Source organism: Rhizobium sp. USDA 3886, from assembly GCF_056279785.1.
In genome coordinates this window covers 553,457-577,569 of record NZ_JBWCDC010000003.1, presented here as the reverse complement: position 1 = coordinate 577,569, position 24,113 = coordinate 553,457, and the positions used below count along the sequence as shown (strand labels likewise).

Annotated in this window: 24 protein-coding genes and 1 pseudogene; 11 read left to right on the top strand and 14 right to left on the bottom strand. The window is 58.2% G+C overall.

The features are described 5' to 3' along the window. Positions 1–297: 297 nt before the first annotated feature. From ACZ9BX_RS25535 to ACZ9BX_RS25520, 4 genes and pseudogenes are all read right to left on the bottom strand, one after another. Positions 298–3,798 carry an AAA family ATPase gene (locus ACZ9BX_RS25535; protein ID WP_476220881.1) on the bottom strand — a complete coding sequence of 1,167 codons (3,501 nt, stop codon included), beginning with the start codon at positions 3,796–3,798 and terminating at the stop codon, positions 298–300. Beyond that, a complete protein-coding gene (locus tag ACZ9BX_RS25530) occupies positions 3,799–5,064 on the bottom strand; it encodes a metallophosphoesterase family protein (RefSeq protein ID WP_476220879.1) in 1,266 nt (421 codons plus the stop codon). Between the two features lie 375 nt (positions 5,065–5,439). Next, positions 5,440–5,542, bottom strand: a pseudogene (locus tag ACZ9BX_RS25525) (thioredoxin); the annotation flags it as partial. Between the two features lie 46 nt (positions 5,543–5,588). Then, a complete protein-coding gene (locus tag ACZ9BX_RS25520; protein ID WP_476220877.1) occupies positions 5,589–7,025 on the bottom strand; it encodes a DUF6880 family protein in 1,437 nt (478 codons plus the stop codon). A 258-nt stretch (positions 7,026–7,283) separates the two neighbouring features. Here ACZ9BX_RS25520 and ACZ9BX_RS25515 point away from each other — a divergent pair, with 258 nt between their 5' ends. Then, entirely contained in the window at positions 7,284–7,436 is a 153-nt protein-coding gene (locus tag ACZ9BX_RS25515; protein ID WP_476220876.1) for a helix-turn-helix domain-containing protein, read from the top strand. 61 nt (positions 7,437–7,497) lie between these two features. Here ACZ9BX_RS25515 and ACZ9BX_RS25510 read toward each other — a convergent pair whose 3' ends face one another. Both ACZ9BX_RS25510 and ACZ9BX_RS25505 read right to left on the bottom strand, forming a co-directional pair. Further along, positions 7,498–8,259, bottom strand: coding sequence for a phosphotransferase family protein (locus tag ACZ9BX_RS25510; protein ID WP_476220875.1), 762 nt, complete (start codon positions 8,257–8,259; stop codon positions 7,498–7,500). Between the two features lie 320 nt (positions 8,260–8,579). Next, on the bottom strand, positions 8,580–9,458 hold the full coding sequence (locus ACZ9BX_RS25505; RefSeq protein WP_476220873.1) for a LysR family transcriptional regulator: 879 nt from the start codon (positions 9,456–9,458) through the stop codon (positions 8,580–8,582). 91 nt (positions 9,459–9,549) lie between these two features. Between ACZ9BX_RS25505 and ACZ9BX_RS25500 the strand changes: the two genes are divergently transcribed. From ACZ9BX_RS25500 to ACZ9BX_RS25465, 8 genes are all read left to right on the top strand, one after another. After that, complete coding sequence (locus tag ACZ9BX_RS25500; protein WP_476220872.1) at positions 9,550–9,783, top strand: DUF1127 domain-containing protein; 234 nt, start codon at positions 9,550–9,552, stop codon at positions 9,781–9,783. A 137-nt stretch (positions 9,784–9,920) separates the two neighbouring features. Beyond that, the gene (locus tag ACZ9BX_RS25495) at positions 9,921–10,811 is read left to right on the top strand and encodes a dihydrodipicolinate synthase family protein (RefSeq protein ID WP_476220870.1); all 891 of its coding nucleotides are present in this window, start codon (positions 9,921–9,923) and stop codon (positions 10,809–10,811) included. 23 nt (positions 10,812–10,834) lie between these two features. Then, positions 10,835–11,494, top strand: coding sequence for a GntR family transcriptional regulator (locus ACZ9BX_RS25490; protein WP_476220869.1), 660 nt, complete (start codon positions 10,835–10,837; stop codon positions 11,492–11,494). 54 nt (positions 11,495–11,548) lie between these two features. Next, entirely contained in the window at positions 11,549–12,880 is a 1,332-nt protein-coding gene (locus tag ACZ9BX_RS25485) for an ABC transporter substrate-binding protein (RefSeq protein ID WP_476220868.1), read from the top strand. Further along, complete coding sequence (locus ACZ9BX_RS25480; RefSeq protein WP_132558241.1) at positions 12,880–13,815, top strand: carbohydrate ABC transporter permease; 936 nt, start codon at positions 12,880–12,882, stop codon at positions 13,813–13,815. Before ACZ9BX_RS25485 ends, ACZ9BX_RS25480 begins: the two co-directional genes overlap by 1 nt. Beyond that, positions 13,815–14,636 (top strand): carbohydrate ABC transporter permease, encoded by an 822-nt coding sequence (locus ACZ9BX_RS25475; RefSeq protein WP_027511382.1) that lies wholly within the window; start codon positions 13,815–13,817, stop codon positions 14,634–14,636. Before ACZ9BX_RS25480 ends, ACZ9BX_RS25475 begins: the two co-directional genes overlap by 1 nt. A gap of 18 nt (positions 14,637–14,654) precedes the next feature. Beyond that, complete coding sequence (locus ACZ9BX_RS25470) at positions 14,655–15,617, top strand: sugar kinase (protein WP_476223038.1); 963 nt, start codon at positions 14,655–14,657, stop codon at positions 15,615–15,617. Positions 15,618–15,940: 323 nt separating this feature from the next. Further along, the gene (locus ACZ9BX_RS25465; RefSeq protein ID WP_476220866.1) at positions 15,941–16,387 is read left to right on the top strand and encodes a GNAT family N-acetyltransferase; all 447 of its coding nucleotides are present in this window, start codon (positions 15,941–15,943) and stop codon (positions 16,385–16,387) included. Positions 16,388–16,621: 234 nt separating this feature from the next. On the opposite strand, the gene ACZ9BX_RS25460 is transcribed toward ACZ9BX_RS25465, so the two are convergent. The 7 genes from ACZ9BX_RS25460 to ACZ9BX_RS25430 all read right to left on the bottom strand — a co-directional run bounded on the left by ACZ9BX_RS25460 (position 16,622) and on the right by ACZ9BX_RS25430 (position 22,336). Further along, entirely contained in the window at positions 16,622–16,834 is a 213-nt protein-coding gene (locus ACZ9BX_RS25460) for a hypothetical protein (protein ID WP_132558247.1), read from the bottom strand. Positions 16,835–17,533: 699 nt separating this feature from the next. Beyond that, a complete protein-coding gene (locus ACZ9BX_RS25455) occupies positions 17,534–17,791 on the bottom strand; it encodes a hypothetical protein (RefSeq protein ID WP_207917121.1) in 258 nt (85 codons plus the stop codon). A gap of 103 nt (positions 17,792–17,894) precedes the next feature. Then, the gene (locus tag ACZ9BX_RS25450; protein ID WP_476220864.1) at positions 17,895–18,593 is read right to left on the bottom strand and encodes a TfuA-like protein; all 699 of its coding nucleotides are present in this window, start codon (positions 18,591–18,593) and stop codon (positions 17,895–17,897) included. After that, positions 18,590–19,747, bottom strand: coding sequence for a YcaO-like family protein (locus ACZ9BX_RS25445; RefSeq protein ID WP_476223037.1), 1,158 nt, complete (start codon positions 19,745–19,747; stop codon positions 18,590–18,592). The genes ACZ9BX_RS25450 and ACZ9BX_RS25445 overlap by 4 nt, the downstream gene beginning before the upstream one ends. Positions 19,748–19,795: 48 nt before the next feature. Then, positions 19,796–20,020 (bottom strand): hypothetical protein, encoded by a 225-nt coding sequence (locus ACZ9BX_RS25440; RefSeq protein WP_425299007.1) that lies wholly within the window; start codon positions 20,018–20,020, stop codon positions 19,796–19,798. Between the two features lie 24 nt (positions 20,021–20,044). After that, a complete protein-coding gene (locus ACZ9BX_RS25435; RefSeq protein WP_476220862.1) occupies positions 20,045–21,889 on the bottom strand; it encodes a peptide antibiotic resistance protein in 1,845 nt (614 codons plus the stop codon). A 9-nt stretch (positions 21,890–21,898) separates the two neighbouring features. Further along, positions 21,899–22,336 carry a helix-turn-helix domain-containing protein gene (locus ACZ9BX_RS25430; protein ID WP_476220861.1) on the bottom strand — a complete coding sequence of 146 codons (438 nt, stop codon included), beginning with the start codon at positions 22,334–22,336 and terminating at the stop codon, positions 21,899–21,901. 441 nt (positions 22,337–22,777) lie between these two features. Here ACZ9BX_RS25430 and ACZ9BX_RS25425 point away from each other — a divergent pair, with 441 nt between their 5' ends. Further along, positions 22,778–23,032 carry a hypothetical protein gene (locus ACZ9BX_RS25425; RefSeq protein ID WP_476220859.1) on the top strand — a complete coding sequence of 85 codons (255 nt, stop codon included), beginning with the start codon at positions 22,778–22,780 and terminating at the stop codon, positions 23,030–23,032. Between the two features lie 139 nt (positions 23,033–23,171). On the opposite strand, the gene ACZ9BX_RS25420 is transcribed toward ACZ9BX_RS25425, so the two are convergent. Next, positions 23,172–23,456, bottom strand: coding sequence for an acylphosphatase (locus ACZ9BX_RS25420; RefSeq protein WP_027511393.1), 285 nt, complete (start codon positions 23,454–23,456; stop codon positions 23,172–23,174). Positions 23,457–23,709: 253 nt separating this feature from the next. Between ACZ9BX_RS25420 and ACZ9BX_RS25415 the strand changes: the two genes are divergently transcribed. Then, positions 23,710–24,069 carry an SPW repeat protein gene (locus ACZ9BX_RS25415; RefSeq protein ID WP_476220857.1) on the top strand — a complete coding sequence of 120 codons (360 nt, stop codon included), beginning with the start codon at positions 23,710–23,712 and terminating at the stop codon, positions 24,067–24,069. Positions 24,070–24,113 lie beyond the last annotated feature (44 nt).

The following is a 24,113-nucleotide window of genomic DNA, read 5'->3' as shown; positions in this document are numbered from 1 at the left end:
TGGAATTGGAAGGTGCAAAGGGCGGCAGCTATCGGGGTTGCCGCGTAAACAAGGACCGGAATTGCTCCCCTGAGCGCGGCCGATTTCCGACATCGGAGTGCTGGCTGACAAGAAGCGCGGCGAAGTTGGCTGGAGCGAGCGCGCGGCTGGGAAGTCTTGATCCCGTTCACTGCCAACGCACAGAAGGACTGACGACCTGCCGTCTCCCTTCAGATCGCTGAGACCTCCAGGCGCTGCGCCTATTTGCGCCTTTGGTCTTGGGTCACGATATTCAGTAGCGTATGTTTCCCTGACCAGCTATTCTGCAGCGACAACGTCGAACTGTCTTTGAGCTCCGATCACATCCAAATCGTGCAACCGAACAGCGGGGCAGACCTTACGTGCGATATCCGTGAGGTGCCGGTGGTGCGTCAGGTAGATCACCTGGCCGTGCTGCGCCATCTCCGCGAACAATTTGAAAGCCTCCTCGGCCCGGAAATCGTCGAACGTCTCCATGATGTCATCGGCTATGAAGGGAACAGGCCCTCGGTTGCCGACAAACTCGTGATAACCGGCCACGCGCAGCGCTAGGTACAACTGGAAGCGAGCGCCTTTCGACAGCTCGTTGGCGGCCTTGGAGCCGCCGGCCGCCGAGACCGCAATCAGCACTTCGCCATCCTTGCCCGGCTGCGCGGCCACCCCTTGATAGGCGCCGCGGCTTATCGTCTTGAAGGCTGCCGACGCCCGGGCCATCATACCGCTGCGATGCCGGTCCCTGTAGAGCTTCAAGCCATGCTCCGCGGCGGCGACGCCTGCCCGAAGCTCCATGTAGCGCTTCGCGCTCTCTCCTATCTCGAGCAGCAGAGTCCGACGTTGCTCCTCGATTTCGGCGACCTTTGAATCACCGCCGATCTCATCTAACGCATCCTCGGCGTTGGATCGAGCATGAAACACATCCCGGCACCTGGCATCTTGATCCTCAAGAACCGGCGTCAGTCGTGCGAGCTCGTTCTCCAGTTCCTGCCTGTCGGCCGCGGCCACCACCTCCTCGACCAGGGAAATAGCAGGCGCACCAGTCGTCTGAAGAAGTTCATGCTCCAGGTCGAGGATCGTATTCGACAGCTCACGTCGCTGCTTTGCAAGCTCCATATGGGATTCGACCTCGGCAAGCGTGGTCACGCCGAAATAGTCGAGCATCACCCTCAGCCGTGCATCGAACATCTCTTCAGACAACTGCAGTTGCCGCTCATCCACGCGAAGCGAATCCAGGTCGCCGTAAAGCTTTTCGCGACGCTCTTCATTCAAGCCGGCGTCCCTGACCCGTTCGGCTATTTCCTGCGCAAGTTCGTTCGCGGAGCGATCCGGAATAATCGAAAGCAACCCGCAGATTTCGAGCACTTCCTTTTCGAAATGGGCCTTGTCCTTTTCCATCTTCTGGATCCGGTCGATCAGGCCTTCTCTCGCGTCGATCGCCGAGGCGAGATTCTCGAGCGTCGACAGGATTTCCGTGACGGAACCGGTGTTGGGAATGGCCCCGAGCTCGCCAAGCCAGCATCCGCCGCAAACCTCTTCCCACTCGGTTTTCCAGCTCCTCGAAGCGCGACCAGCTCTCTCCGCGGCGTCTTGACGCTCGACGTATTCCTTTTGCAGCCGGTGTATTCGCTGGGCGCTGCTCACCGCAGCATGGAAAGCATCGAGCGCCTCTTCAGCCTTTGCGACGAGGCTGGAGATTTCTGCATCCTGATGAAATTGCACCCCGACCCGGCTCATCGCCTCCATCAGCGTTCGTTTTGCTCGGCTCACCCGATCTTCCGCATCGCCGAGCTCTTGTTCGACACTTAACAATTCGTCTCTCGACTTGAGCGCCTCCTCGCGCCTGCGCAACCAATCTGCAAGGTCGAATGGATCAAGGCTGAAGGAGACGCGTGGCGCAAATTTCTGGGCCTGCTCCGATATCGCCGACTTTACTTCCTCTATGTCCGCGAGCGCCCGCCGCTCACGGTCCCGGCCCGTTTCGATCTCCGAGCGGACCGAAGCTTGCCGTTGAAGGAGCTGGTTGAGCTTGCCAATCTCGGAGAAGTGCGCGAGCCGCTGGGAAGCGAGATGATCGTCCGCTCTCATCGCCGCTTCAAAGGAATCGGCGGTGCCGGCGTCCATTCTTTCCCGGTGCGCCGCCCAAGCCCTCTCCCGGTCGGCGCGGACTGTCACGGCATTCGCTTCATCGATCTCTCCCACCTGCCCGCGCATGACTTCTATCTCGGCGTCCAGTCGTTTGGACTCGGCCTCGAGCCGTTCCAGCTCACCACGGGTGGTCCATACTAGCTCTTCGCCGCGCTTAAACAGGACCTTCCAGTTTTCCAGTTTGACTGCGGAAGGACATGTCATCGCAGCAAGTCGGTCGGCAGTGTCCCGCCATGGGAGCAGTCGCGCCAGCGCTTCGGAAAGAGCGCTGGAGGACCCGTCGCGCCTTCGTGCGATCGATCGGAGCGCAACGACGTCGTCCGACCGCGGTACAGATTTCATCGTCGCCGCGAGGTATTCGAAGGCTTTCACCTTGTCCGGGGTTACAGTCTCGATCTGCGGCGCGCTTGAATGCTCCTCGGCGAGCAGCCGTTCGATCTTGGCGAGTTCATCGGCCGCGGCCGTCGCCCGCGCATCGACGCCCGATTTGGCCCCTATGAGCCCTCGTAATTTCCCGACCGTCGCTGCGTCCAGCACCAACCTGGTCGGCGATGCCTCTCCCGATTTCCCGAGCCGCAGAAGAATACTCTCGATAGAAAGCTCAGCGGCCCTTGCGGTAATTTTCGGAATGTCTTTCTGCGCCGTCGTGTAGCGAGCCTTGAGTTCCGCAAGCTCGTCCATGCGCGAGGCCAAACGTAATGCTACGGGATCCGGCGCTATGCCGGTCGCCTCGTCCTCGATCAAAGATTTCGATCTTGAGATGTCCCTCCGCTTGACGAGGTGCTCGATCTCCGCCTTTCTGAGGCCCGGAAGCTCCTGCCTCCAGTTTTCCGGCGGCTCCGGGACTTCTAACAAGGCTGCAAGCCGCTCCCTTGAACTCAGAAGTCTGGCCATCGTAGGCATGGCATGAAGGATGTGCCTGATCTCATCAATGCGCCGCTGCGTTCCCGCCCGTTCGGCGATTACTTCGTCGTAGAGACTGCTTAAGCGATCTCGCTCACCAATCAGACGTTCATGGTCGCTCGCCTGGACGTCGAGCGCCTCGCGTTCCGCCTTGAGCGCAGCGAGCTTTGACTTGAGGTCGGCCAGAAGGCCGCTGCGCGCACGATACTTATAGAACCCGTCTGCTTCGGCTCTAATCGATAGCAGTTGCCGGCTCAGCTCGGAAAGTCCCGCGCTGGCCGAAAACAGCAGCTCTCCAAGGTCGCCTTTGCTCGCGAGGATGCCCTCGCCTCCGTTTTCGAGCGTCTCATCGTCGAGCGAGAACATCGTCGTGAAGGCGTCCCGGTCGATGCCGCCGAGATCGGCCTTGATCAAGCCCTCGGCCAACGGCCGATCCTCACCGTCGAGGAGGCTGTTCTGCTGTCGCTTGATACGGACGAATTCACGGTCCTGACCGGCGACCTCGATGTTGGCGCCTATCCTCATCGTCGCATAGGGGTGAAGGAAGCCATATCTGCTGGAGTTGCCGATCCCGAATATCAGGTCCAGGATCGCGTCCAGGGTCGTCGACTTCCCCGCCTCGTTGGGGCCGTAGATGATGTGCAGATCCGGCGATGTCGCGGGCATGCCGCCAAAGTCGATCACGCTGTCGGTGAACTTGCCGTACCGGCTGAGGTCGAGACGGTTCAGGCGCATCTATTCTCCCTCGCCGCACCTGAGGCGCGCAAGCACGTTCGCGGATCCCTCCCGAGTGAAGCTCGACAGAATGCTCTCGAACGCCTCCTCATCGGAACCGAAAATGTCCCGCAGTTCGGCGGGAAGCTGGCCGCGCAGCTCGTCGGCGACGTCGCGAAGCTCATTGCGATAGGCTGGCGAGCCACTGACCTCGCCGTCCATGATGGTCGCGAGCTCTTCCAGTGCTCCAGATTGGACGCCGGCTTGCTCTGGTGCAGAGCACGTGCTCTGCACCTTGTCGATCCACGTCTTCCCGATGATCGAACCACGCGTTTCCATTTCGGTGCGAAGAAGGTCCAGGTCACGACGGATTCGCCAAGCCAGTTTGCTCCTGCCGGTTATCTGGATGCGGGCAACAAGATGATCGGAAGCCGTATTTGACCGGAGCTCTTCGAGTTTCAAGGCGATGTCGCCGATCAGATCCTTCCAGTCGTCTGCCCTAGAGACGTCGACGACCAGCCTATCGAATTGAGCCACGCTCGTTTGCCGTTCCTCGATCACGATCGAGCGGTCGTCCCTAACCGTGACAAGGGATACGGATTTCCGGCCGTCCTCGTTGATGTCACGTCCCTGGGGCATGCCAGGCATGACTATGGTGGACGATGGGTGCTCGATTATCGACCGCTTGTGAATGTGGCCGAGCGCCCAATAGCTGAAACCGCTCTGCTGAAGGTCGGCGACGCTGCACGGCGCATAACGGTCATGCTTTTCAGAACCACCCAGGCTTGTATGCATCACGCCAATGTTGAACGCGTCGGGAACGGGAAGAGAATAGTGTTTCAGCAAACTTTCGGGAGCGTGTGGCTTGGCGAAACTGAGGCCATGGATTGCGACCGGGAAGCCGCCTGGAGCGCGGTCGATTGAAACGACTTCCGAGGCAGCGCCGAAAACCTTGACGCTGTCCGGCATTATCAGCTCCGCTGTTATTTTAGACAGGGCGTCGTGATTGCCACGAATGATGAAAGTGCGGATTCCGGCCGTATGCAGGCGTTGGAGCTGTTCGGCCAGGAAGCGGGCGGTCTTCATCGAGGTCTGATCCCGGTCGTAGAGGTCGCCGGCAAGTACGAGAGCGTCAACCTGCTCTTCAAGGCAGAGATCTATTACTCGGACGAAGGCGCGTCTGGTTGCCAACCCAATAAACTCGGACAGTTCGGGATTCCGCAAAGCAAGCGTCCTCAACGGCGAGTCGAGGTGAATGTCCGCAGTATGCAGGAAGCGATAGGCCAAATCCGAACCTCATCCATTGCGCCCGATTGATACGGCAATGCTAGGGTTCCTGCCAGAACATATTCGCGTTTTGTTCCGTTTTCCACAAGTAAGGCCGGGCGTGCTCGATTCAGCTGACGAAACCCTCCTTCGAGATTGCAGGCCTCGATGCCAGAATACACGCTTGGCATGCCATTCTAACTGCCGGATAGTTCGACGCTAGCCCGAGCCACATTCCGCTCGAACTTCACAGTCCAGAACTCCGGATTTGATGCGGAGTGCTGCACCAGTGGCAACCTGAGTGGCGATGCCAGAAACATCCGTGGACGAAGATAACCACCCCCTTGAAGAAAGCGCTATATCCGGTCGGCCCCGCAGACGCGCGCCATGAAGACGATATGTTGAAGGCCCTCACCGAGAATGGGCAGGTCGGATCGAGAAAGACCTCGAAGATGCACGGTCCTGTTCCCCAGGTAAGCGGAACGGCGTGCTGGAAGGTGTCCTGTCATGCTGTTCCTGCTCAATCTCTCGCAGGTCGGACGGACTTAGGCCGACGGGCTCCAGAAGCCATGCTTTTTTCCATGTCGATGTTTCAAGTCTGCAAGATAGGCGTCGTGGGATCCGGCGCTGCCGAAATCATCAATATAACGCGCCAGGGATGCACATTCCGCAAGATGGCGCGCGGCGTGCTTGTAGCGACTGGATCGTGCGCTATCGAGGGTGAAGTCGATCATGGAGCGCAGCGCGACGGTGGCCGCGAGCGGATGCTTCTCCGCTAGGACCCCTGCTGCCGACGTCATCAACCCGTACAGGTCGCCGTCGAGTTCCATCCTTCGCTTTATGACCAGCTTTGCCGCCTCGGAGGGCGCCGGCCAGCGAAGGAAAAACGCGAGAGCCTCGTGAGCGTCCGGAAAGGCATGGACATAGGCGAACGCCTTTTCTTCTGCCTCCATGTCATCGAAGTCCGGAAGACGGCGCAGATAAGCGCGAAGGTGCTCGTCGTTCAGCGACGCTTCGAAGCTCTGCAATCGATAAGCTTGTGCCTCGTCGCCGCGTTCCAGGGCCTCCAGCGTTTCGACGTAGGCGAGCTGCCACTCGAACGGAACGTCGGACCCGCCCAGTGTGTCGACCTTGTCCAGCGCTTGGAGAGCCTCTTCGGCTCGTCCTGCCGAAAGCAGACGGTTGGCAATGTCGGCTGCGACCATTGGCGCTTTACGGCTCTTTTCCGGCTGCTGGGCGATATAGGCGTCAACGTCACCAACGGCATCCGCGATTTCCTGGAGGGCGATGCGCACCGTCAGTTGCCGGTGATTGCCGAAGATCTCGTCCTCGTAGATCGGCCCTTTGCTGCTCCAGCCGATGACCTGGCGATCGCGCTGGACTGGCTTTTCCTGCGGCTCCCTCGACCACTGCATCAACAAGGTCTTCAGTCGTTCCAACCCATCTCTGCCCAGCGCCGGCGCCATCGCCGTGATCAGCCGGTCATACTGGCCGTAGCCATTATCCTGCACCGCTGCGCAGATCTTGCTGGCAAGGACTCCTGTGTCCATACCCGCCGACTTGGCGATGATGCCGGCGTCAGCGCAAGCCTGATGAAAAATCTGAATGAGCGAGCCGCTGCCGTCGTTGGATCTCTCAAAGATTGAATCGGCAAGGGAAAGGAATTGCCAGATGAGTTCGAAGGCCTCATTTGGATCGTCAGCGGCGACGATGTCGACTATCGTCTTCTTCTGCGTCTCCAAATCCGTCTTCAGCGCCTTGACCTTGCGCCAGTCGATAGAGGTGCGGGCACGGGCAATGCTGGCGAGCCGTTTGCGCACCTCGCGTCCGACCTCTGCGCTACTGTGATTGCCGGCCAGTTCCATACGGAGCCGTCGCTTATGGGCTGCACTGCCAGTGCTGATCTCAAGGAGCAGCTCAGCAAGGCGCTGTGCGCCAAGTGCCTCCAGGTTTTTCGCATTGAGGGTCGTCCTGGCTGCCATCAGTCCTCGCTGTCTGTTTCGGGCCGACGCTATCCTGATGGCGGTTGAAATCCAAGGTCGAGGATCGACACGCCGGGATAATCCTCGGCTCTCCTCCAAGGGAATCCGACGCATGATCGGCGATACCCGTTGAAGAAGGCTGCCCGGCCAGGCGACAGCGTGGCGTCTCGAGAAGCTTAGACAATCGCCGGCATCCCCGGAGACCGGCTCTCCTTCCTTGGACTTCCGCCGGACAAGCAGAGGAGCTAACAATAGCCAATGGATAGATCCGACGCACGCGCCTCCGCTGCGGCCGTCACCGAAACCAGTGCGCTTGCCGGCTACAACAGTCCGGCAAACCTCTCGACGGCGTTCAAAAGACGGTTTGGTATTACGCCACGAAGCGCACTCCGGACCAACAATGGTGGATAGCAGCGTCCACTGATGCGCGATGGCGCATTTCGATGATTAAGCTCCTTGGTTCTGAAAAAAGTTAGTTTGTTTCGGCGGCTTCAACCAATTCCAGGAGGCTTTCCACTTCGTCCGGGACACCTTCGGCGAGGCGCGCGGCGGCAACGAGGGGCAACCATGCCAAAACGGCCTGCTTCTCCAACGCGCTGACTTCGGTGTACACCTCCAGATAGGCCTCCGCGATCATGGGAAATTTGTGATGCAAAAGGACATAGGTCCTGCAGACGTCGGCTGCGGGTTCTCCGCGGCTGGCATCCAACCAGTCAATGACCATGGTTCCGTCAACTGATCCAAGTACGTTCCAGGGATGGAAATCTCCATGGCAAAGCCGGTCACCATCCGGCAACCTTTCAAGCCGGTTCAAGAGAGATCTTTTTGCCGTGCCTGGTAGTTTCATGCCGCCTTCGATGTCTGATCGCAGACGGGCTTTCAGGCCTGCGAGCCCCTTGCCGCTGTGCACATGGATTTGCGCCTGCAATTTTGCCAACATGTGAAGGCGATTGGCCAACTCTTCTGGCCGCAACATTATGGTCTCACCAAATGTCTGGCCCTCTGCCCGGGTCATCAGGAGACCCCAACGGCCGTGAAACTGACAAACCCCTTGGACCTTTGGGGCTGGCAGGTCCAACCCCTCGATTATGGACAATGCCGCTGCTTCACGGAATGCAGACGCTTTAGAAGCAGACTGCCTGTACAATTTGAGAACCAAGTCTCCGGCCCCATAGACTTCCGCCTCTTTGCCTGCACCAATAAGCGGGCCGTATTCATGAGGAACAATGGACATTTGTCTGGCCAATCCACCTTACATTTCGTCGAAACTCATTTGCTGCGTTGTCAGATCTTATGGGATCTGCTGCGGCCGGCGAGCGGCTTGAGCGTTTCACTTGCTCTGAACTCTCATGAGGATTTTGACTATACCCTCCAATCCGCACCATGAAACTCCTGGACAATGAAATGATTTGAAGCTTACTCAATCGCGGGAAGCCGCATCCTCGAATGGAGCATGACCAGCCCTGTAGCTTTCGGCCCGATCGCGAGATATCGCGCGGAACGATGCGCCCCAGTCCGCAGCCTCGATGGTATCAGCTACGATAGCTTGCTCAACTATGCCTTGGAGTCCAGGAGGCACTTCATCATCTCCCGGAGGCCGCGCGTCAGGTGCTTGTCCCGACGCAGAACCATTCCGAGCTCGCGTTCGAGCCTGGGGTTTAGAGGTGACGTGATGATCCGATCCGTGCGATCGCGTTTCAAGGCGAGCCCTGGAAGGATCGACCATCCAAGGCCGGCGGCGACCAGTTCCTTGATCGCTTCCACGCTTCCGAATTCCATGGCCGGCCGTGCCTTGTGCCCTGCTGCTGCCATCCAGCCGTCCGTCGCGCGGCGCGTGTTGCCGCCTTCGTAAAGAAGCAGCGTCTTCTCCTGCAGGAACGCGGCATCTGGACCGCCATCAGGCAATTCGCTCCCCTTTGGAGCAACGGCGAGCAGTTCATCCCGATAAAACGGCTCGACCTCGAAAGCACGACCGGAAGCGGGAAGCGTTACAACCGCAAGATCGAGCAGGTTCGCTTCGAGGTCGCGCAGAATGTCGTCGGTGTTGCCAATGCGAACGGTGATATCGAGACCCGGCATCCGCTTCTTTACAGCTGTGATCGCCTTCGGCAGCAGATGGATGGATGCCGTGCCTCCGCTCCCGATACGTATCCGGCCTGAGGTGCCGTCACGGTACGGCATCATTGCTTCTTCAGCCGCCCGCGACTCATCCATCATCCGGCGAGCATAGGCAATCAAACCGCTTCCAGCCGCCGTCGGCCGTGCGCGCCGTCCGACGCGCTCGATCAGCTTCACGCCCAACCGTTGCTCGAGGAGCTTGATCTGAAGGCTCACCGCCGGCTGCGTAAGACCTGCCTTCTCTGCAGCAGCCGTGAAACTTCCGAGATCGACAACGTCAATGAAGGATGCGAGATGCTCCAGATTGAGCGGCATACAAAGAATTCCTTATGCATTGCATCAGGACCATAAGCTTCCTTTAGCGGCAATTCCAGCGCAAAGCTCGGCCATTGTCAGGAGCAACCACATGAGAGCCGAGAACAGCCTGGGGAATCAGGCAGACGGTAGGAGCCCGCCCACAGCGACCAAGATGGTCGCGCATCGTTGCCTTTACGCATGGCAGACGACCATAATCCGCTATTTCGAGAAACGCAGAACGCGGCGCGACCTTCTGGATCTAACAGCCGAGCAATTGAACGACATCGGCGTCTCGCCGGAGGAGGCGCGGGCAGAAGCGTCGAAATCCTGGTTCTGGGAATAGCGCCGCGCGTGCGTGTGATGCGTTATGCTGACCGCGAAGTAACAGTAGGCTTGGTAAAACTGTTCCGTGTTGAGGAATTCGCTTGCCGCGCCACAACTGACATGTTAGTTAAACGTCACTGAATGGTCAGGTTAAGGATGAGCTTCGTGGGGCGTTTTGGATTGTCGGTCGCCCTGGCGACACCTTTCGATGGTGCGGCTAATATTGCAGTGGATGCGATGATCGCGCAGGCGAAGCGTAGCCTCGCTGCGGGCTGCTCCAGCGTCACGCTGTTCGGGACGACGGGCGAAGGATCGTCGATCGGCAGCGACGAGCGCCAAAGCGTGCTCGCGGCCTTGATTGAGGCAGGCATCCAGCCCTCTCAAATCGTCGTTGGCGTCCTGGTTGCTGCCGCCGAGGACGCAGCGGCCCAAGCTTCTCATGCCTTGTCCAAAGGCGCGCGCAACATTCTCCTGGCTCCGCCCTGCTATTTCAAGAATGTCAGCGACGAAGGCATTTTCCGTTGGTTTTCGGCCGTATTCAGCATTCTCGGAGACCAGGCCCGCGACATCATCGTCTATAATATCCCCTCCGTCACGATGGTGCCGCTTAGCGTCGCGCTGATCAGCCGCCTGCGTCAGGCCTTTCCCGGTATTGTGACAGGCGTCAAGGATTCGTCCGGCGATTGGCCCTATACCGAAAAGCTGCTCGCGGCACATCGTGATCTTATCATTCTGATCGGTGACGAGCGCCATCTGGCAAAAGGCACGCGCCTGGGCGGCCAGGGTGCGATCTCCGGCATGGCGAATTTTGTTGCGCCTGAAATCAGGCGGATGGCCGAGGAGGGACAAGATGATCCCCGCGTGGAAGATTTTGTGGTCGAGCTCCTGAAATATCCCGTAACCCCCGCCGTGAAGGCAATGGTCGCGCGCCTGACTGACGATGAAATGTGGCTTGCGGTTCGTCCACCACTCGTTTCAATATCCGGCGAAGGACGCAATCAGCTTGCGCTTGCCTTTGACGCCCTGTTTCGCACAAAGGCAGCTTAGCGACCATGTACGAGGGGGGACGCATGGATGGACTGGACGAACAGCCGACGTTGCGGGAAAAGGCCTACGAGAGCTTTACCCGGCACCTTCTGGCCCGCGACGTCCGGCCCGGACAGTTTGTCTCTCAGCGCCGTCTCGTTGAATTGACGGGGCTGACGCTCGGGGCAATCCGTGAACTCATTCCAAGGCTCGAAGCCGAGGGCCTGATCAAGACCGTGCCGCAGCGTGGCCTGCAGATTGCCCATATCGACCTCAACCTGATCCGGGAAGCCTTTCAGCTTCGCGTTTTCCTGGAAAAGGAAGCGGTCGCACTCTTCACGCGCTCGGCCTCGGACGAGACGATCGCCAGCCTTCTCAAGCGGCATCGGGATATCGCCGAAGCGATCAACAGCGGCAATAATTCGCATGAACTGGAGCTCCACGCCCAGGCCGTGGACTGGGGAATGCACGACGCCTTTATCGATGCGCTCGGCAACACTATCATTTCGAATGTCTACCGGGTGAATTCGATCAAGATGCGCCTCATCAGCCAGGAGCGTTTTCGCATCGATGGCCGTGTCGGACCGGTCATGGGTGAGCACCTGAAAGTTCTCGAAGCCATCGAGCGGCGTTCCCCGGAAGACGCGGTCAGCGCGCTCGTCGCGCACATCAACCACGCGAGGGACCGCGCTCTCAGATTATAGGTAAAGCAAGCAAGCCGGCGATGAGGAGATCTCCGGCAAAAAAGGAGGAGTGGCATGTCATCTGCATTTTGGAATCCAACCCGCCGGCGCTTTCTGGCAGGTTCTGCTGCCATCGGCGCCGCAGGTCTTGTCGGCATGCGGCCGGCATCGGCGGCGGTCGATTGGAAGCGCTTTTCCGGCACGACGCTGGAAGTCAATCTCGTCAAGAGCCCGCGCAGCGAGATCATCATCAAATATCTCGCCGAGTTCGAGGAACTGACCGGTATAAAGGTCAATGCTGAGGCGACGCCGGAACAGCAGCAGCGCCAGAAGACAACGATCGAACTCAGTTCAGGTAAACCGAGTTTCGACGTCGTTCATTTAAGCTACCATGTTCAGAAGCGGCAGTTCGAAAAGGGCGGTTGGCTTGCCGATATAAGCGGCTTTCTCAAGGATCCGTCGCTGACCGATCCGTCTCTGGCCGAGGGCGATTTCGCCGAAGCCGGGCTGCAGTTCGCCAAGGGTTCCGACGGGGTCCTGCGCTCCCTGCCCTTCTCCGTCGACTACTGGATTGTCTACTGGAACAAAGAGCTCTTCGAGAAGAAAGGGCTTTCCTACCCGACGACATTTGACGAGATGGCAAACGCCGCCGAGGCGCTGACCGATGCGTCGAGCAGCACTTATGGTTTCGTTGCCCGCGGCCTGAAAAACGCAAACGTCCCGGTCTGGACGGCCCTCATGCTCGGTTACGGCATGACGCCCCTCGGTCCGGACGGCAAACTGCGCACCACATCCGATGAAGCCGTCGAGGCCGCAGCGCTCTACCAGCGCCTGATGACGAAAGCAGCCCCCGTCGGTGTTTCCGGGTTTAACTGGGCCGAAGCGCAATCGGCATTCCTGCAGGGCAAGATCGGCATGTGGCTCGATGGCGTCGGCTTTGCACCGCCAATCGAGAATCCGGATAAATCCCGCGTCGTCGGCAAGGTCGGCTACGGGATCATGCCGAAGGGCCCGAAGGCACAGGCAGCCGCCACGTTTGGCGACGGCATCGGCGTAACGGCTGCGAGCAAGAACAAGGAGGCCGCCTACCTCTTCTGCCAATGGGTGATTTCCCATGGCATGGGCGCCCGGCTCCTTCAGGCCGGTGCTGGCGTTCCGTTCCGTCAGTCCATCCTTGAAGATGCCAAGGTCCGCGAAGGCGTCACCATGCCGAGCACATGGGTCGACGCAGTCGTCGGCTCCGGCAAGATTTCGCAGCTCGCCCTGCCGGTCATCATCCCGGTCACCGAGTTCCGGGACATCTATGGTGTCGGCCTGACGAATATGATCGGCGGCGCAGATCCGGCCACAGAACTCAAGTCGGCGACGGCCCAGTTCGAGCCCGTACTCGCTCGAAGCGAGGGATGATGTCTTCGGTAAGCATTGAAGCCGCGAAAGCGAAGCCAACCAGTGCACGGAGCAAGCCTAGCCGGCTTGCTCCGAACTACTGGCCCTTCGTCGTTCCCGCCTTGATCGTGATCGCGGCAGTCATCGTCTTCCCATGGGTCTTCACCCTGTGGATGAGCGTGAACAGCTGGACGCTCGGCCAGGCTCAGGTCTTTTCAGGCTGGGACAACTATCTGCGTCTGGCGGTCGACATGCGCTTCTGGGAATCTCTCTGGCATACCGTTCTCTATACGGCACTTGCGGTGATCGGACCCCTGTTTCTGGGAACGCTCGCCGCCCTTATCTTCGACGCGCATTTCCCGCTGCGCGGGCTGCTGCGTGGCATATTCGTCATGCCGATGATGGCGACCCCGGTCGCCATCGCGCTCGTCTGGACGATGATGTTTCATCCGCAGCTCGGCGTCCTCAACTATCTTCTCTCATTGATCGGAATTGGGCCTCAGGAATGGATCTACAACCAGAAAAGCGTCATTCCGTCGCTCGTCCTGGTGGAGACCTGGCAGTGGACGCCGCTGATCATGCTGATCGTGCTTGGCGGCCTCGCCGCCTTGCCGCGCGAGCCTTATGAAAGTGCGGAAATCGACGGAGCCAATGCCTGGCAGAAGTTCCGTTATCTCACTTTGCCCATGATTGCGCCCTTCCTTATGATCGGCGTCATCATCCGCAGCATCGATGCGGTGAAAAGCTTCGACATCATCTATGCGATGACGCAGGGCGGACCGGGAACGGCGTCGGAGACCATCAATATCTATCTCTACAATACCGCCTTTTCCTACTACGACATCGGCTACGGATCGGCGATGGCCGTCGTCTTCTTTGTCGTCATCGTCGCGCTCTCCTTCGTTCTGATGATGGTGCGCGCGCGAGCGAACTGGTCGGATACGGAGGCACGCTGATGAAGCGCAAGACGCTCGACCGCATCGGTCTTCTCTTTGCCGCCCTGGTGATGGTTTCGCCCGTCATCCTCTTTTTCCTATGGATGATCTCGCTATCCCTGAAATACGAGATCGACAATGGCGCTTACCCACCGATCTTCATTCCCGAGCGCTTTGCCTGGTCGAACTACATCAAGGTCTTCGAGGAAAACAATTTCTTCCTGTATTTCTGGAATTCCATCCTCGTGACCGGGGCGGCAACATTGCTGGCGCTTTTGATTGGCGTGCCGGCGGGTTATGGTATCGCCCGGCTCAAGGCAGAGCGTTCAGCAATGGTCATTATGATCGCGCGGATGACACCGGGGCTTTCCTTTCTGATCCCTCTCTTCTTGCTGTTCCAATGGCTCAATCTGCTCGGCACACTCTGGCCGCAGATCATCATTCATCTAGTGGTGACCGTGCCAGTCGTCGTCTGGATCATGATTGGCTATTTCGAAACGACGCCGATGGAGCTCGAAGAGGCGGCAAGCATCGACGGAGCAACGCCATGGCAGGTGTTCCGGCTGGTCGCTCTGCCGATCGCCAGGCCCGGCATCGTTGTCGCCTTCATTCTGTCCGTCATCTTCTCGTGGAACAATTTCGTATTCGGCATCGTGCTTGCCAGCCGTGAAACCCGCACACTGCCGGTGGCAGTCTACAACATGCTCTCCTTCGAGCAGGTCAGTTGGGGACCGCTTGCTGCAGCAGCATTGATCGTTACGCTGCCGGTGCTCGTGCTGACGATGTTTGCCCAAAAGCAGATCGTTGCAGGCCTGACGGCCGGCGCCGTCAAGGGCAGCTGAGTGGTGGGCAACGCGGTTCTGACGACGGATAGATTTTTAAAGGCAACCGACCGACAGCGTCACGTGCTGTGCGTTGGGGCGGCCGTGCTGGATACTTTGTTCCGCATTCGCGAAATGCCGACGGGACAAGGCAAGGTCCTGCCATATGAGATGCTGCAGGTCGCCGAAGGGATGGCCTCGAGTGCGGCTTACGCTGTGAGCAGGCTTGGTGGGAAAGCAAGCCTCTGGGGTGCCGTCGGTGATGACGAAACGGGCAGGCGCATCATCGGCGATCTCTCTGCCGCCGGCATCGACACAAGCGGAATGCATACAGTGCAAGGCGCAAGATCTGCCGTTTCGACCATTCTTGTCGACGACAATGGTGAGCGTCTTATTGTCCCCTTTTACGATCTCGAACTGCATCGATCCGTCAAACACGTTTCGTCAGCCGACATCGCCGCCTTTGACGCTGTTCTCGTCGACGTTCGGTGGCCGGAACTCGCTCTCAAGGTGCTGGAGATGGCGCGAAGCCTCGGCAGGCCGGCGATCCTGGATGGCGACGTCGCTGCCGACGGGATTATCGAGTTCCTGGCACCGGCAGCAAGCCACATCATTTTTTCCGAGCCCGCAGCAAGCCGGCTGGCAAAGACGGAAGATTGCGCTGTTGCCGTTGCGGTGCTCAAGCAGCGCTTCCCAACGGCGTTTGTCAGCGTCACGGCCGGCGAGAACGGGGCCTATTGGCACGACGATCACGGTGGCTGCGTCATGCATATGACGGCAATGCCTACCAAAACAGTCGACACGCTCGCAGCCGGTGATGTCTTCCATGGCGCGTTTGCACTTGCAGTTGCACAGCAATTGCAGGTCGAGGATGCCATATGCATCTCTTCGGCGGCGGCGGCTCTTAAATGCCAGGTATTCGGCGGGCGCATCGGCGCCCCTGGCAGGGACCGGCTTGCCGATTGCCTCGCACAATGGACGCCGCGGATTTCCCGGTTGTGATTTTGCTTCAACGACTCCTTGAGGGTCACCTCGTCTGATCCAGCCGCCATGCTACAGCCGCGTTCCGATCTTCTCGCATGTCCTTACGCTTCTGGACGCCGCCGATTCACGCAAAACGGGTGTCACGATAAAGTCACGACATCTTTGCTCAAGCCCGTGCTTAGTTGCTTCCGTGGTGCCGTGGAGCGAGTCCTACGAAAATAGGGCCGCCGATGCGGGTGTCCCGGTTTGGGCGACGCCGCGGAAGTAAGCTTGTGCTGGAGCCCACGTTGTTTGGAGCAGCGTCCGGTCGAACAAAGCAGAGATTTTAGTAGCAGGTGTGAATGCCGATCGAATTCAGAAGAGTAACCCCTGTCGAGGCAGCCCGCAGTGCGGTGATTATCGTGCAGGCTTACGCCGAGCCTCCTTGGCATGAAGAATGGTCGCTCGAGAACGCGGCCTCGCGTCTGAATGAACTCGCAACAACGCCCGGCTGCCTTGGCTTGGCAGCATTCGAGGCCGAGGAGCCTATCGGCTTTGCCTTTGCCCTTCCCCACACATCAGTGATCGGCCGCGGCCTGCATCTTGCTGAGATAGCCGTATTGCCCAACCATCAGAGAAAAGGAATTGGGTCGAGCCTGCTGAGCCGCCTCGAAATCGAAGCCAGGAATATGGGTTATCTGCAGATCTGGCTCGTGTCCCAGCAGAGCGGCCGCATCGCGAACTACTACACGGGCAATGGATATGAGCCGTCGAGGAGGCTTGGCGTTTATCTCAAACGGCCTGGCTAACTGCAATGATGATGCAACCGGCAGGTAGCAGGGCAAGTGCTCTGGGGCAGCTAGGTGTTCGAGCCCGGAGGTGTTCAAGGAAGTACCTGAAGATCGGCCGTCTGAAACCGAGGAAGGCTGGCGCTCGAGCTGCAGGTTGCGAAAGCTCAATGGCAAATTGCGCTTGTCGTGCGGAATAACCATGTTCCGAAGGGCGCTTCGGCGGCATTTGCTCAATGCAAGCCCCGCGCATTATTAGTCATCATCGGGATTTGTCCATTGAAGCTTGAATTGGATGCTGTCTTCCAGTGACGGGAACCAGCAGTGAGCATCCACCGCAGGCGTTCCCGGGCCGCCGCTTGGCGCCTTGAGTATGAAAATGCCACCGTACTTCTTCACGGACCTGGATAGCGTCTCCAAATCCGAATAGGGGATGTTTTTGACGGTAACAGGCCCGAACTCGTCCATTCATTACCCCGGCGATCTGCTCGGCGCGAGTATTATCGAATACCGAGGCTATGGAAAGGAACACCTATGAGTAGGGTAAGGGTCGAAGTCACTAAGCCATTCGAACAATACAAGATCGGCGACAGACCGAACCGTCTGCACTCAGGCATCGACTCTAGAGAAAACAGGGGCCGCCGATAAGACGGCCAAGAAGCACTTAGTCAAGGCCGGTGGGACTGCCTCATGCCCTAGGCGCCTGGTTGCAATTGAGGCAAGTGAGAGCTCTCCCCGGCTGCCAACAAGGTGAGAGCCCTAACCCTACCGTTTTCTGGTCATATGCCCCAACGTATAAGGTCGAAGGAGCATATGGGGATCGTTTGAATTGAGACAACTACTCCCAAAGATGTAGTGTGGTATCTGAGGACCTTCAGGACCAGATGCGGTCGGTGGCATTTCAATGCCTCGCTCGACCCGCCAAGTCCGGCGAACTCCCGCCGGCTTCATGACATCATCGCCCGTTTCGGACGCTTCTTCCATCGCAACCCCATCTTCGCCGCACGAAGCGGCAGAGGAGAAGCCTATCTCGCCCAGGCGGTTACGCCGGATGATGAAAATTGTCGCAGCGGCCAGGCCGCCGGCCCAGCACGTGAAATCATTTCCGATCGGAAAGACTTTGTCATCCAGCAAGCGAATTCTTGCCGATCTGTAAGGAGGTCAGCTTTAGTGCTTTCGCAGATTTATTGCGTCCGTGGACAGTGTCAGATCGAGCAATCCTGTGTCCGCAGCATCCCCGATCTCGTGAGCGATTGCCTTCAGTGCAAGCTCGAGCCAATGCGTCGCACTGACGAGCTCGATATCTTGTGCCGCGGATTTTGCGTACGTGATCATTCGGGCGAGCCCGATAAGCTCATCCAATTCATCAACGGATCTTGCGCTGTGGCTAAAGCCGGCAGGTTTGCTTGCAGAGGTGGTGCTCATCTCGGTCTCCATTCCAAGGCGAACATATTGGGGACAGCTGCAAAGAGCCCGTGAAAAGCGCGTGACACAACTAGTGCCTGAATTGATTTGATGCTGTGTCCTCTTAAACTAGCGAAACAAATGTCTCGTTCATCTGCCAGGAATTCTCTCGATGCATATCGGCGTTGCTCGTCGCGCGAACGGCTTCGAGAAGAGCCAGAGCGTCCATTCGTTTTTGATCGACAGCATTTGAGACAAGCAGTGAAATGAGATCCCGCCGCTCCTGCGGGCTGACTGCATCACAATGGGCGACCAGCGATTGCCATGTCCGTTCCTTGAAGAAGATTCGAGCTGCGCTGTCCTCGAGCCTCACCCGCAGATCATGCGCAAGCTGCTTCTGGTTTTCAAGTTTATCGAGGCTTGCCCTGACATTGACGAGCGGCACGGTCAAAGGCTTGTATCCGTATTCCATGGGGCCGTGCAGCAGAGCGACATCGGCATCATCGACAGTCGCGCCGCTTTCGTATTCATGGAAGATACGGCCGCTGCCAATCATTCCAAAGACTTGGCATTCCGCAGCGCGCAGTGCTCCCATACTGGCCGCACCCAGCACGGCCACGTTCTGTGAAAGCGCAGAAAGTATCTCCTTATGCCATACCGGCGCCGTATACTCGAAGCCGCCATCAATTATTCCAATGACGCCGGCACCACGACGCACGGCCGCAAGAACATCGCCCTGAACTGCCGGGGGGCAGATGAGGACCCCATCTCCAGCGAAGGATGCGGCGTCTGGAAGGCTCGGACCGACGAAGACGATCTTCATGACATGATTGCCTTTGAAACTGCCCGGTTTCCAAAGCGGCGTGCGCGGCCGCCACCGTCCGGATTTTCAAGGGCGGGGATGAAGATTTTCGCGACGCTGAAGGGAAGCGCAGGGTCGCTGAGCGCCAGGACAATGACTTCATTTATCTGCCTTTCCCGCAAGGCATTCAGCGTGTGGTCGAGATGTTGAGACAGAGATTGCGGCTGCGTCGGCGCGATCGTTGCCGGCGTCGCCGGAACGGCCTGGAAGGCACGGCGCGTCTGCAATGGGAGAGGTTTAAGAAACGTCTCGGGCGATATGTCGTCCCGTGCACCGCTGATATAGGTCAATCGGGATTGAGCCGCTTCTGTTAGAGCCCGTATGGCTGCCCGAACGGGCGATGGGTGAGCCCCGCTTCCGGCGGTCACTTCGACAAACCGCACATTTGCGTCGTCACGGACACCATGGGGCCCCAAAATTGCGGTGAAGCATGGAATGGCGATATCGCTCGTCATGTCAAAAAGCCGAAGTACCAGCCCGGCCGTTTCGATCTTTTCGATCAATTGATCCAGCGCAGGATCCTGGAAACCGCGTGGATCGATGCAGCGCAAATAGCGGTCTTTGTCATTGCCGATCTGCCAGAGGACATAGGCGTCCCGTTCGATGCGCTCGAGAATGCCATGTAGCATTGCCTCCTTGAGCGTGTTTCCGGACGCCAAGCCATCGGAAGACATCCAGAAGCGGCAATCGCGTGTCCGGTCGAGGACCGCGGCCTCGAACGGGACATAGGTCCCCCTACCTGACAGGAGATCCCTGCCAAGCGCCCACTCGATCTCTTCGTCGTCGCCGATATCGTTCTGGTGGAGACCGATGAGGCAGTTCAGCTTCTCGAATCTGTAGCCGGATTCACGAAGGCGACGCGCGCTTGTTTGGACAGTATCGACGGAAGGATTGCCGGCAACGGCCCGTTCGAAGGCCTCCATGACGGCCGACACCTTCGCATCGTCGTCGCTCAGGCCCTTGCCTTGAGCGACGACGATCGAGCGCGCATTGGGCGTATAGGCACACCAGACCGGTATTCCGATGCGATCGAGACCCGTGTGACGTGCGACACGGGTAATGCCGAAATCAGCCAGAAACGGCTCGACGCGAGTGAGCGTCTCCGACGGCGAGATGGCCCGATCGGAATATGAAACGGCTTGAAAAGCTGTCAGGGTAGCATCTCAACCGTCGACGTGACCGGAAAAGACTGCCGCCGCCGACGAAACGGCGATGGCAAAATCCACCTTTTTGACGAAGGTTCCGCCATTCTTCCGCAGATCGGCAACTTGCGCCAATTCGCCGGTCGGCGCGCCGAGCCGCTTTACCGTGCCGTTGTCGAGATCGGCAATCCAGAGATCCGCTTCTCCCGTAACAGCAAAAACGACAGCTTTTTCAGTCATTTCCATGAATTTTTCTCCTTAGGTTTATTTCTAAAATCCAGCTTTCAAAAGGCCTTCACGATAAAGGTCCTTCTGCCACTGTTCCTTGAAAGGAACGACAGAGAGCCATTTCTCCACGTCAAACACAGGATTCAGCATTGCTGCACGCTGTCGGTAAAACTGCGCTCGCTTTCGGTCACCCATCATCGCACAGCTTGCCGCAGCAATCCGGTGAGCCGGCGCTTTGTCTTTCATCAGCTCCACATAACCGATTGCGTCTTCATATTGCTCGAGGAAGTAACTCGCTCCCGCTGCGCACCAAAAGTAGGCATCGGGCGATATAGGATTGAGCGAGATCGCTCTCGTTATTTTCGACAATGCCTCACCAGGGCGCGACGCGTGCACGAGCGTGTCAGCGTGGCTGTATATGACGTCGGCAAAATGGGGGCTCAATTCCTCCGCCAAGCTGAGGGCGGAAACGCTGTGGTCAACGTCACCGAGATAAAGCTTGGCGACGCCCAATTCTCGATGTCCGCCGGCGAATTCCGAATCCCCCTCTATGGCCTTGACCGCATTCGTTTCCGCCAGACGCAGCAGTTCCTCGTTCCCCTGCGCGGTCACGAGCCACTCACTCGTATAAGTGCGGGCAAGAGCAGCAAATGCGGGCGAGAAGTTGGGATTGTGCCGAAGGGCCTCCTTGAACGCCGTGCGTGCCCTGCGGATATGAGGCAACGTCAGCTTGCCCACCAAGCTCGCGCCGACGAGATAGGAATGGTATGCCTGCGGATCGGCCTCAATGTTCAATCTGGCCTGCTCGTTCTTCGCCAGCTCTTGCACCAGCGAAAAGGTCAGCCGCTGCGCGATGAGCCGCCTTTGCGTCGGCAAGGCATCCGATGTCATCGTAAAGCGCGTTGCCCAGATGACCTCGTCGGTGGGAAAATAGATAAGCTGGGCATAAAGGCCTTCAACCGAAAGCCGCGTTTCAAGGAGATAGGAGATCGAATGCCGGGCAACGACCTGGGCTTTGTCGGAATCGCGGCGAATCTGCTCGGCCGTGTGCGGTGCGACGATGGAAATGTTGCGAAGCGCGCAAAGCTCGATGGTGACGTCTTCGATCAAGGCGTTGGCAATGGCGAGCCCGGCGACATGCCCCTGCGGGATTGGCGGAAGCAGCACAACTCGAGGAAGGACCGAAGGCGAAGATTTGCCAGGCTCCAAGCGAACAAGCCTGTCTTGCTCGCTCAATGGCAGAGCGTGGATCTTTGGCCCGCTTAACCTTTCACTCCTGTCCCCGTCAGCCAAACTGGCTCCAGGTAGCCGGCGAAGCATTTCCCTGATTTCTTCATCGTCCGGGTCGTTCTCAAGGAGATAAAGGCCGGCGCCGGATATCGCCCGGAAGTCGTCGTTGCTTTGAGCATGCGGCAAGGCGCCGAAGAGCGCTTCCCGTAGCTTCAATCGATGGTTCCGGCGCTCTCCCGTAATCCAGCTGTCGATCGATCTGGTTGCAGGCTTTACGCTTCCCATAAAATCCCGCTGAAGCAGCCCGCTGATCGCCCTCAATTGTTCCAACGGAGGCTTGGCGCTATCGAGAGCCTGGAGATCGACGGCAACGGCCTCCGTGCGGAGCCGGATCGAACTGGCCGCGATATGAAGTAGCGGCTCGTTCGTGCTCTCGTCTATCTGGCGAATGCGTGAAATCAGCTTACGCAGGTTAAGCCCCGACAGCTCGGTCTCTGCTTCGGTCCACAGAAACTCCGCCACCTCGTGACGGCTTAGCTCACGGGTCTTGCGACTGAACAAATAGGCGACCATCACCAGGCCCTTGGCCGGGTATCGAATAGAATTGCCATCCGCGTCAGTCAGTCGCAGATCACCAAATGTCTGCAGATACAGCACAGACTATCCTCACGTGGTTTCTACCTGATTGGAACCGTCGCCATCGTTCTCGACCACGTTTGCAGCGCCAAGGCTTCTGGTAAGGGCAAGCAATTTTTGACGGATGTTAGCGTCCTCGATCGCAAGGAATGCCTTGCTGAGCGCCAGACCTTCCTTCGACGTTATGAACAGCGCGACCTCATTCGTCTCCCGCCTTGCGTCGACATCGGCCGACGCGGCCGCATCGTTCTCGAAAAAGAAACCGACGGGGACTCGAAGAATCTCCGCTATCCGCTGGAGTCTGCTGGCGCCTATACGGTTCGCGCCTTTCTCGTATTTTTGTATCTGCTGAAACGTAATACCCAAGGCTTTCGCTAGACTACCTTGGCTCAAGCCAAGAACCTTGCGCCGGAGCCGGACGCGGCCACCCACATATACATCAATGGCATTTGGTGATTTGGCCTTCATGGTGCCCCTCATGGCGCATGTGAAGTGCATCATGGTGCATTTCGGGGAAAATGCAACTAAAGGCGAATTTATTTTGAACGATGTTCTTGCTTTTCCTTCACAGATCTTTGTTATGTTTTTTGCTGCAAGTGTTACCTGTTTCAGTCCCGATATCGGGCTGCCGAGATAATCGCGCGGCAGGTCTCAAGATGGCTTTATTTCTACGCGCAACAACACTGCATGCTATTTAAGATTGTGTCACGCCGATTTCACGCACGAACTCGGCTTTTGCAACTATGTTTCCAGCGTCAATCTTTGGAGCGTTGCGGCCAAGGGCCGACGCGCGACCAGCCGTTGCATCAGCTTATCCTGCTGCTCAGTCGAGGCAATTGGATGAAGTTATTTTGACGGTTTCGTCATCGCCAACCGATGCGTCGACACATAGCAAGCACTGTATCGTTAATGTCCAGCTACAAGGCGTGCAATGACTGCCGCCAAAAGATCGGAGCTATGAGTGCCATGGAGTTACCTTTTATACAGGTCAATCATGCCGATCGTCTTTTTGCCTGCCGGCAGAAGATCGAAGAAGCCGTTCACCAGATCATTTTCAGCGAGAGGCTGGTTGAGTTTTCACCAGCGGAGATCGCCATGGCGATCGCCGATATCGCTGATGACTATATTCTCACGATTGCCAAGCAGCATTCGGCAACGCACTAGCCGGTTCCCCACCGGCATCTGGCTCAGTATGCTATCCATCGGCGTGGCGCAGGAGGTGCGCCACGCGATAACGGCAGTCTGGGTGAACCGGCATCAACATCCGGCGATGGCAACGTGCCCGTCCGGAGCCAGCCCAGCGTCAGTGTGTAATCCGGAAGTCCGATGGCGCCTCGTCCGGAGAAGCCGGCTCTGTCATGACGCTGGAAACCGACGCGCCGATCGGGCCGTTCCAAAACTGCCTTAACATCTCTCCGATCGCCGCATCCGGCCCGGAGATCAAAGCGGTCACAGTGCCGTCGTACTCGTTGCGCACCCAACCGGTCAAGCCGAGCCCCTGTGCCTGGGCCTTCGTCCAGATGCGGAAGCTGACGCCCTGCACCCTTCCCGATATGTGCACCAGTGTTGCCTTGCGATCATCCGTCATGACCACCTCCGTCAATGCCTCTTTTTGAATCTGAAATGCGTGAAAGAAAATGCAAGCTCGCCTGCGCTGCAGAACCTGCCGGCGACGCAAATCCCGTTCGTTTGAAACGATCTGTTTATGTGGCCGTAATTCTGACTCATGGCTGGAGCGTTCCGCGCGACCTCTTGAACTAAGTATTTGAGAAATTACTTATATACTTAAGCGTGAGGTTCACGCGAGATGGGGCTGGTGGAGCCTCATAGTGGAGGTTGTCATGGCAATCACTTGGATGGAAGGAAAGAAGAGTCAGGATTGGGCCAATCTGGTCCTGGCGGTATGCTTGTTCATCTCGCCGTGGGTCATCGGCTTTTCAGCTGAAACCATGCCGAGCTGGAACGCGTGGATCGCCGCCGTTATCCTCGGCGCGCTGGCGGTCGCAGCGCTTTCGGTATTCGCCGAATGGGAGGAATGGGCAAATCTGGTGCTCGGCCTCTGGATGGTCGTGTCTCCCTGGCTGCTCGGTTTTGCGGCCAATGCGAGCGCGATGTGGACGGCCGTCGTTATGGGAGTGCTCATCGCCGCCGTATCGCTATGGGCAGTCTGGGATGTTCACCATCCCCAAGCTCACGCTTAAGCGCAGACGCGGAGCCTGATATCGCAAAAGCCCGCTGCTGCCGA

Bases quoted from the DNA above. Each gene is read 5' to 3' on its own strand.
- ACZ9BX_RS25485 (WP_476220868.1), top strand. From the start codon at position 11,549: ATGTCATCTGCATTTTGGAATCCAACCCGCCGGCGCTTTCTGGCAGGT.
- ACZ9BX_RS25495 (WP_476220870.1), top strand. From the start codon at position 9,921: ATGAGCTTCGTGGGGCGTTTTGGATTGTCGGTCGCCCTGGCGACACCT.
- ACZ9BX_RS25535 (WP_476220881.1), bottom strand. From the start codon at position 3,798: ATGCGCCTGAACCGTCTCGACCTCAGCCGGTACGGCAAGTTCACCGAC.
- ACZ9BX_RS25450 (WP_476220864.1), bottom strand. From the start codon at position 18,593: ATGAAGATCGTCTTCGTCGGTCCGAGCCTTCCAGACGCCGCATCCTTC.
- ACZ9BX_RS25455 (WP_207917121.1), bottom strand. From the start codon at position 17,791: ATGAGCACCACCTCTGCAAGCAAACCTGCCGGCTTTAGCCACAGCGCA.
- ACZ9BX_RS25500 (WP_476220872.1), top strand. From the start codon at position 9,550: ATGAGAGCCGAGAACAGCCTGGGGAATCAGGCAGACGGTAGGAGCCCG.
- ACZ9BX_RS25420 (WP_027511393.1), bottom strand. From the start codon at position 23,456: ATGACGGATGATCGCAAGGCAACACTGGTGCACATATCGGGAAGGGTG.
- ACZ9BX_RS25520 (WP_476220877.1), bottom strand. From the start codon at position 7,025: ATGGCAGCCAGGACGACCCTCAATGCGAAAAACCTGGAGGCACTTGGC.
- ACZ9BX_RS25475 (WP_027511382.1), top strand. From the start codon at position 13,815: ATGAAGCGCAAGACGCTCGACCGCATCGGTCTTCTCTTTGCCGCCCTG.
- ACZ9BX_RS25510 (WP_476220875.1), bottom strand. From the start codon at position 8,259: ATGTCCATTGTTCCTCATGAATACGGCCCGCTTATTGGTGCAGGCAAA.
- ACZ9BX_RS25460 (WP_132558247.1), bottom strand. From the start codon at position 16,834: ATGGACGAGTTCGGGCCTGTTACCGTCAAAAACATCCCCTATTCGGAT.
- ACZ9BX_RS25505 (WP_476220873.1), bottom strand. From the start codon at position 9,458: ATGCCGCTCAATCTGGAGCATCTCGCATCCTTCATTGACGTTGTCGAT.
- ACZ9BX_RS25430 (WP_476220861.1), bottom strand. From the start codon at position 22,336: ATGAAGGCCAAATCACCAAATGCCATTGATGTATATGTGGGTGGCCGC.
- ACZ9BX_RS25490 (WP_476220869.1), top strand. From the start codon at position 10,835: ATGGATGGACTGGACGAACAGCCGACGTTGCGGGAAAAGGCCTACGAG.
- ACZ9BX_RS25465 (WP_476220866.1), top strand. From the start codon at position 15,941: ATGCCGATCGAATTCAGAAGAGTAACCCCTGTCGAGGCAGCCCGCAGT.
- ACZ9BX_RS25425 (WP_476220859.1), top strand. From the start codon at position 22,778: ATGTCCAGCTACAAGGCGTGCAATGACTGCCGCCAAAAGATCGGAGCT.
- ACZ9BX_RS25515 (WP_476220876.1), top strand. From the start codon at position 7,284: ATGGATAGATCCGACGCACGCGCCTCCGCTGCGGCCGTCACCGAAACC.
- ACZ9BX_RS25480 (WP_132558241.1), top strand. From the start codon at position 12,880: ATGTCTTCGGTAAGCATTGAAGCCGCGAAAGCGAAGCCAACCAGTGCA.
- ACZ9BX_RS25440 (WP_425299007.1), bottom strand. From the start codon at position 20,020: ATGGAAATGACTGAAAAAGCTGTCGTTTTTGCTGTTACGGGAGAAGCG.
- ACZ9BX_RS25415 (WP_476220857.1), top strand. From the start codon at position 23,710: ATGGCAATCACTTGGATGGAAGGAAAGAAGAGTCAGGATTGGGCCAAT.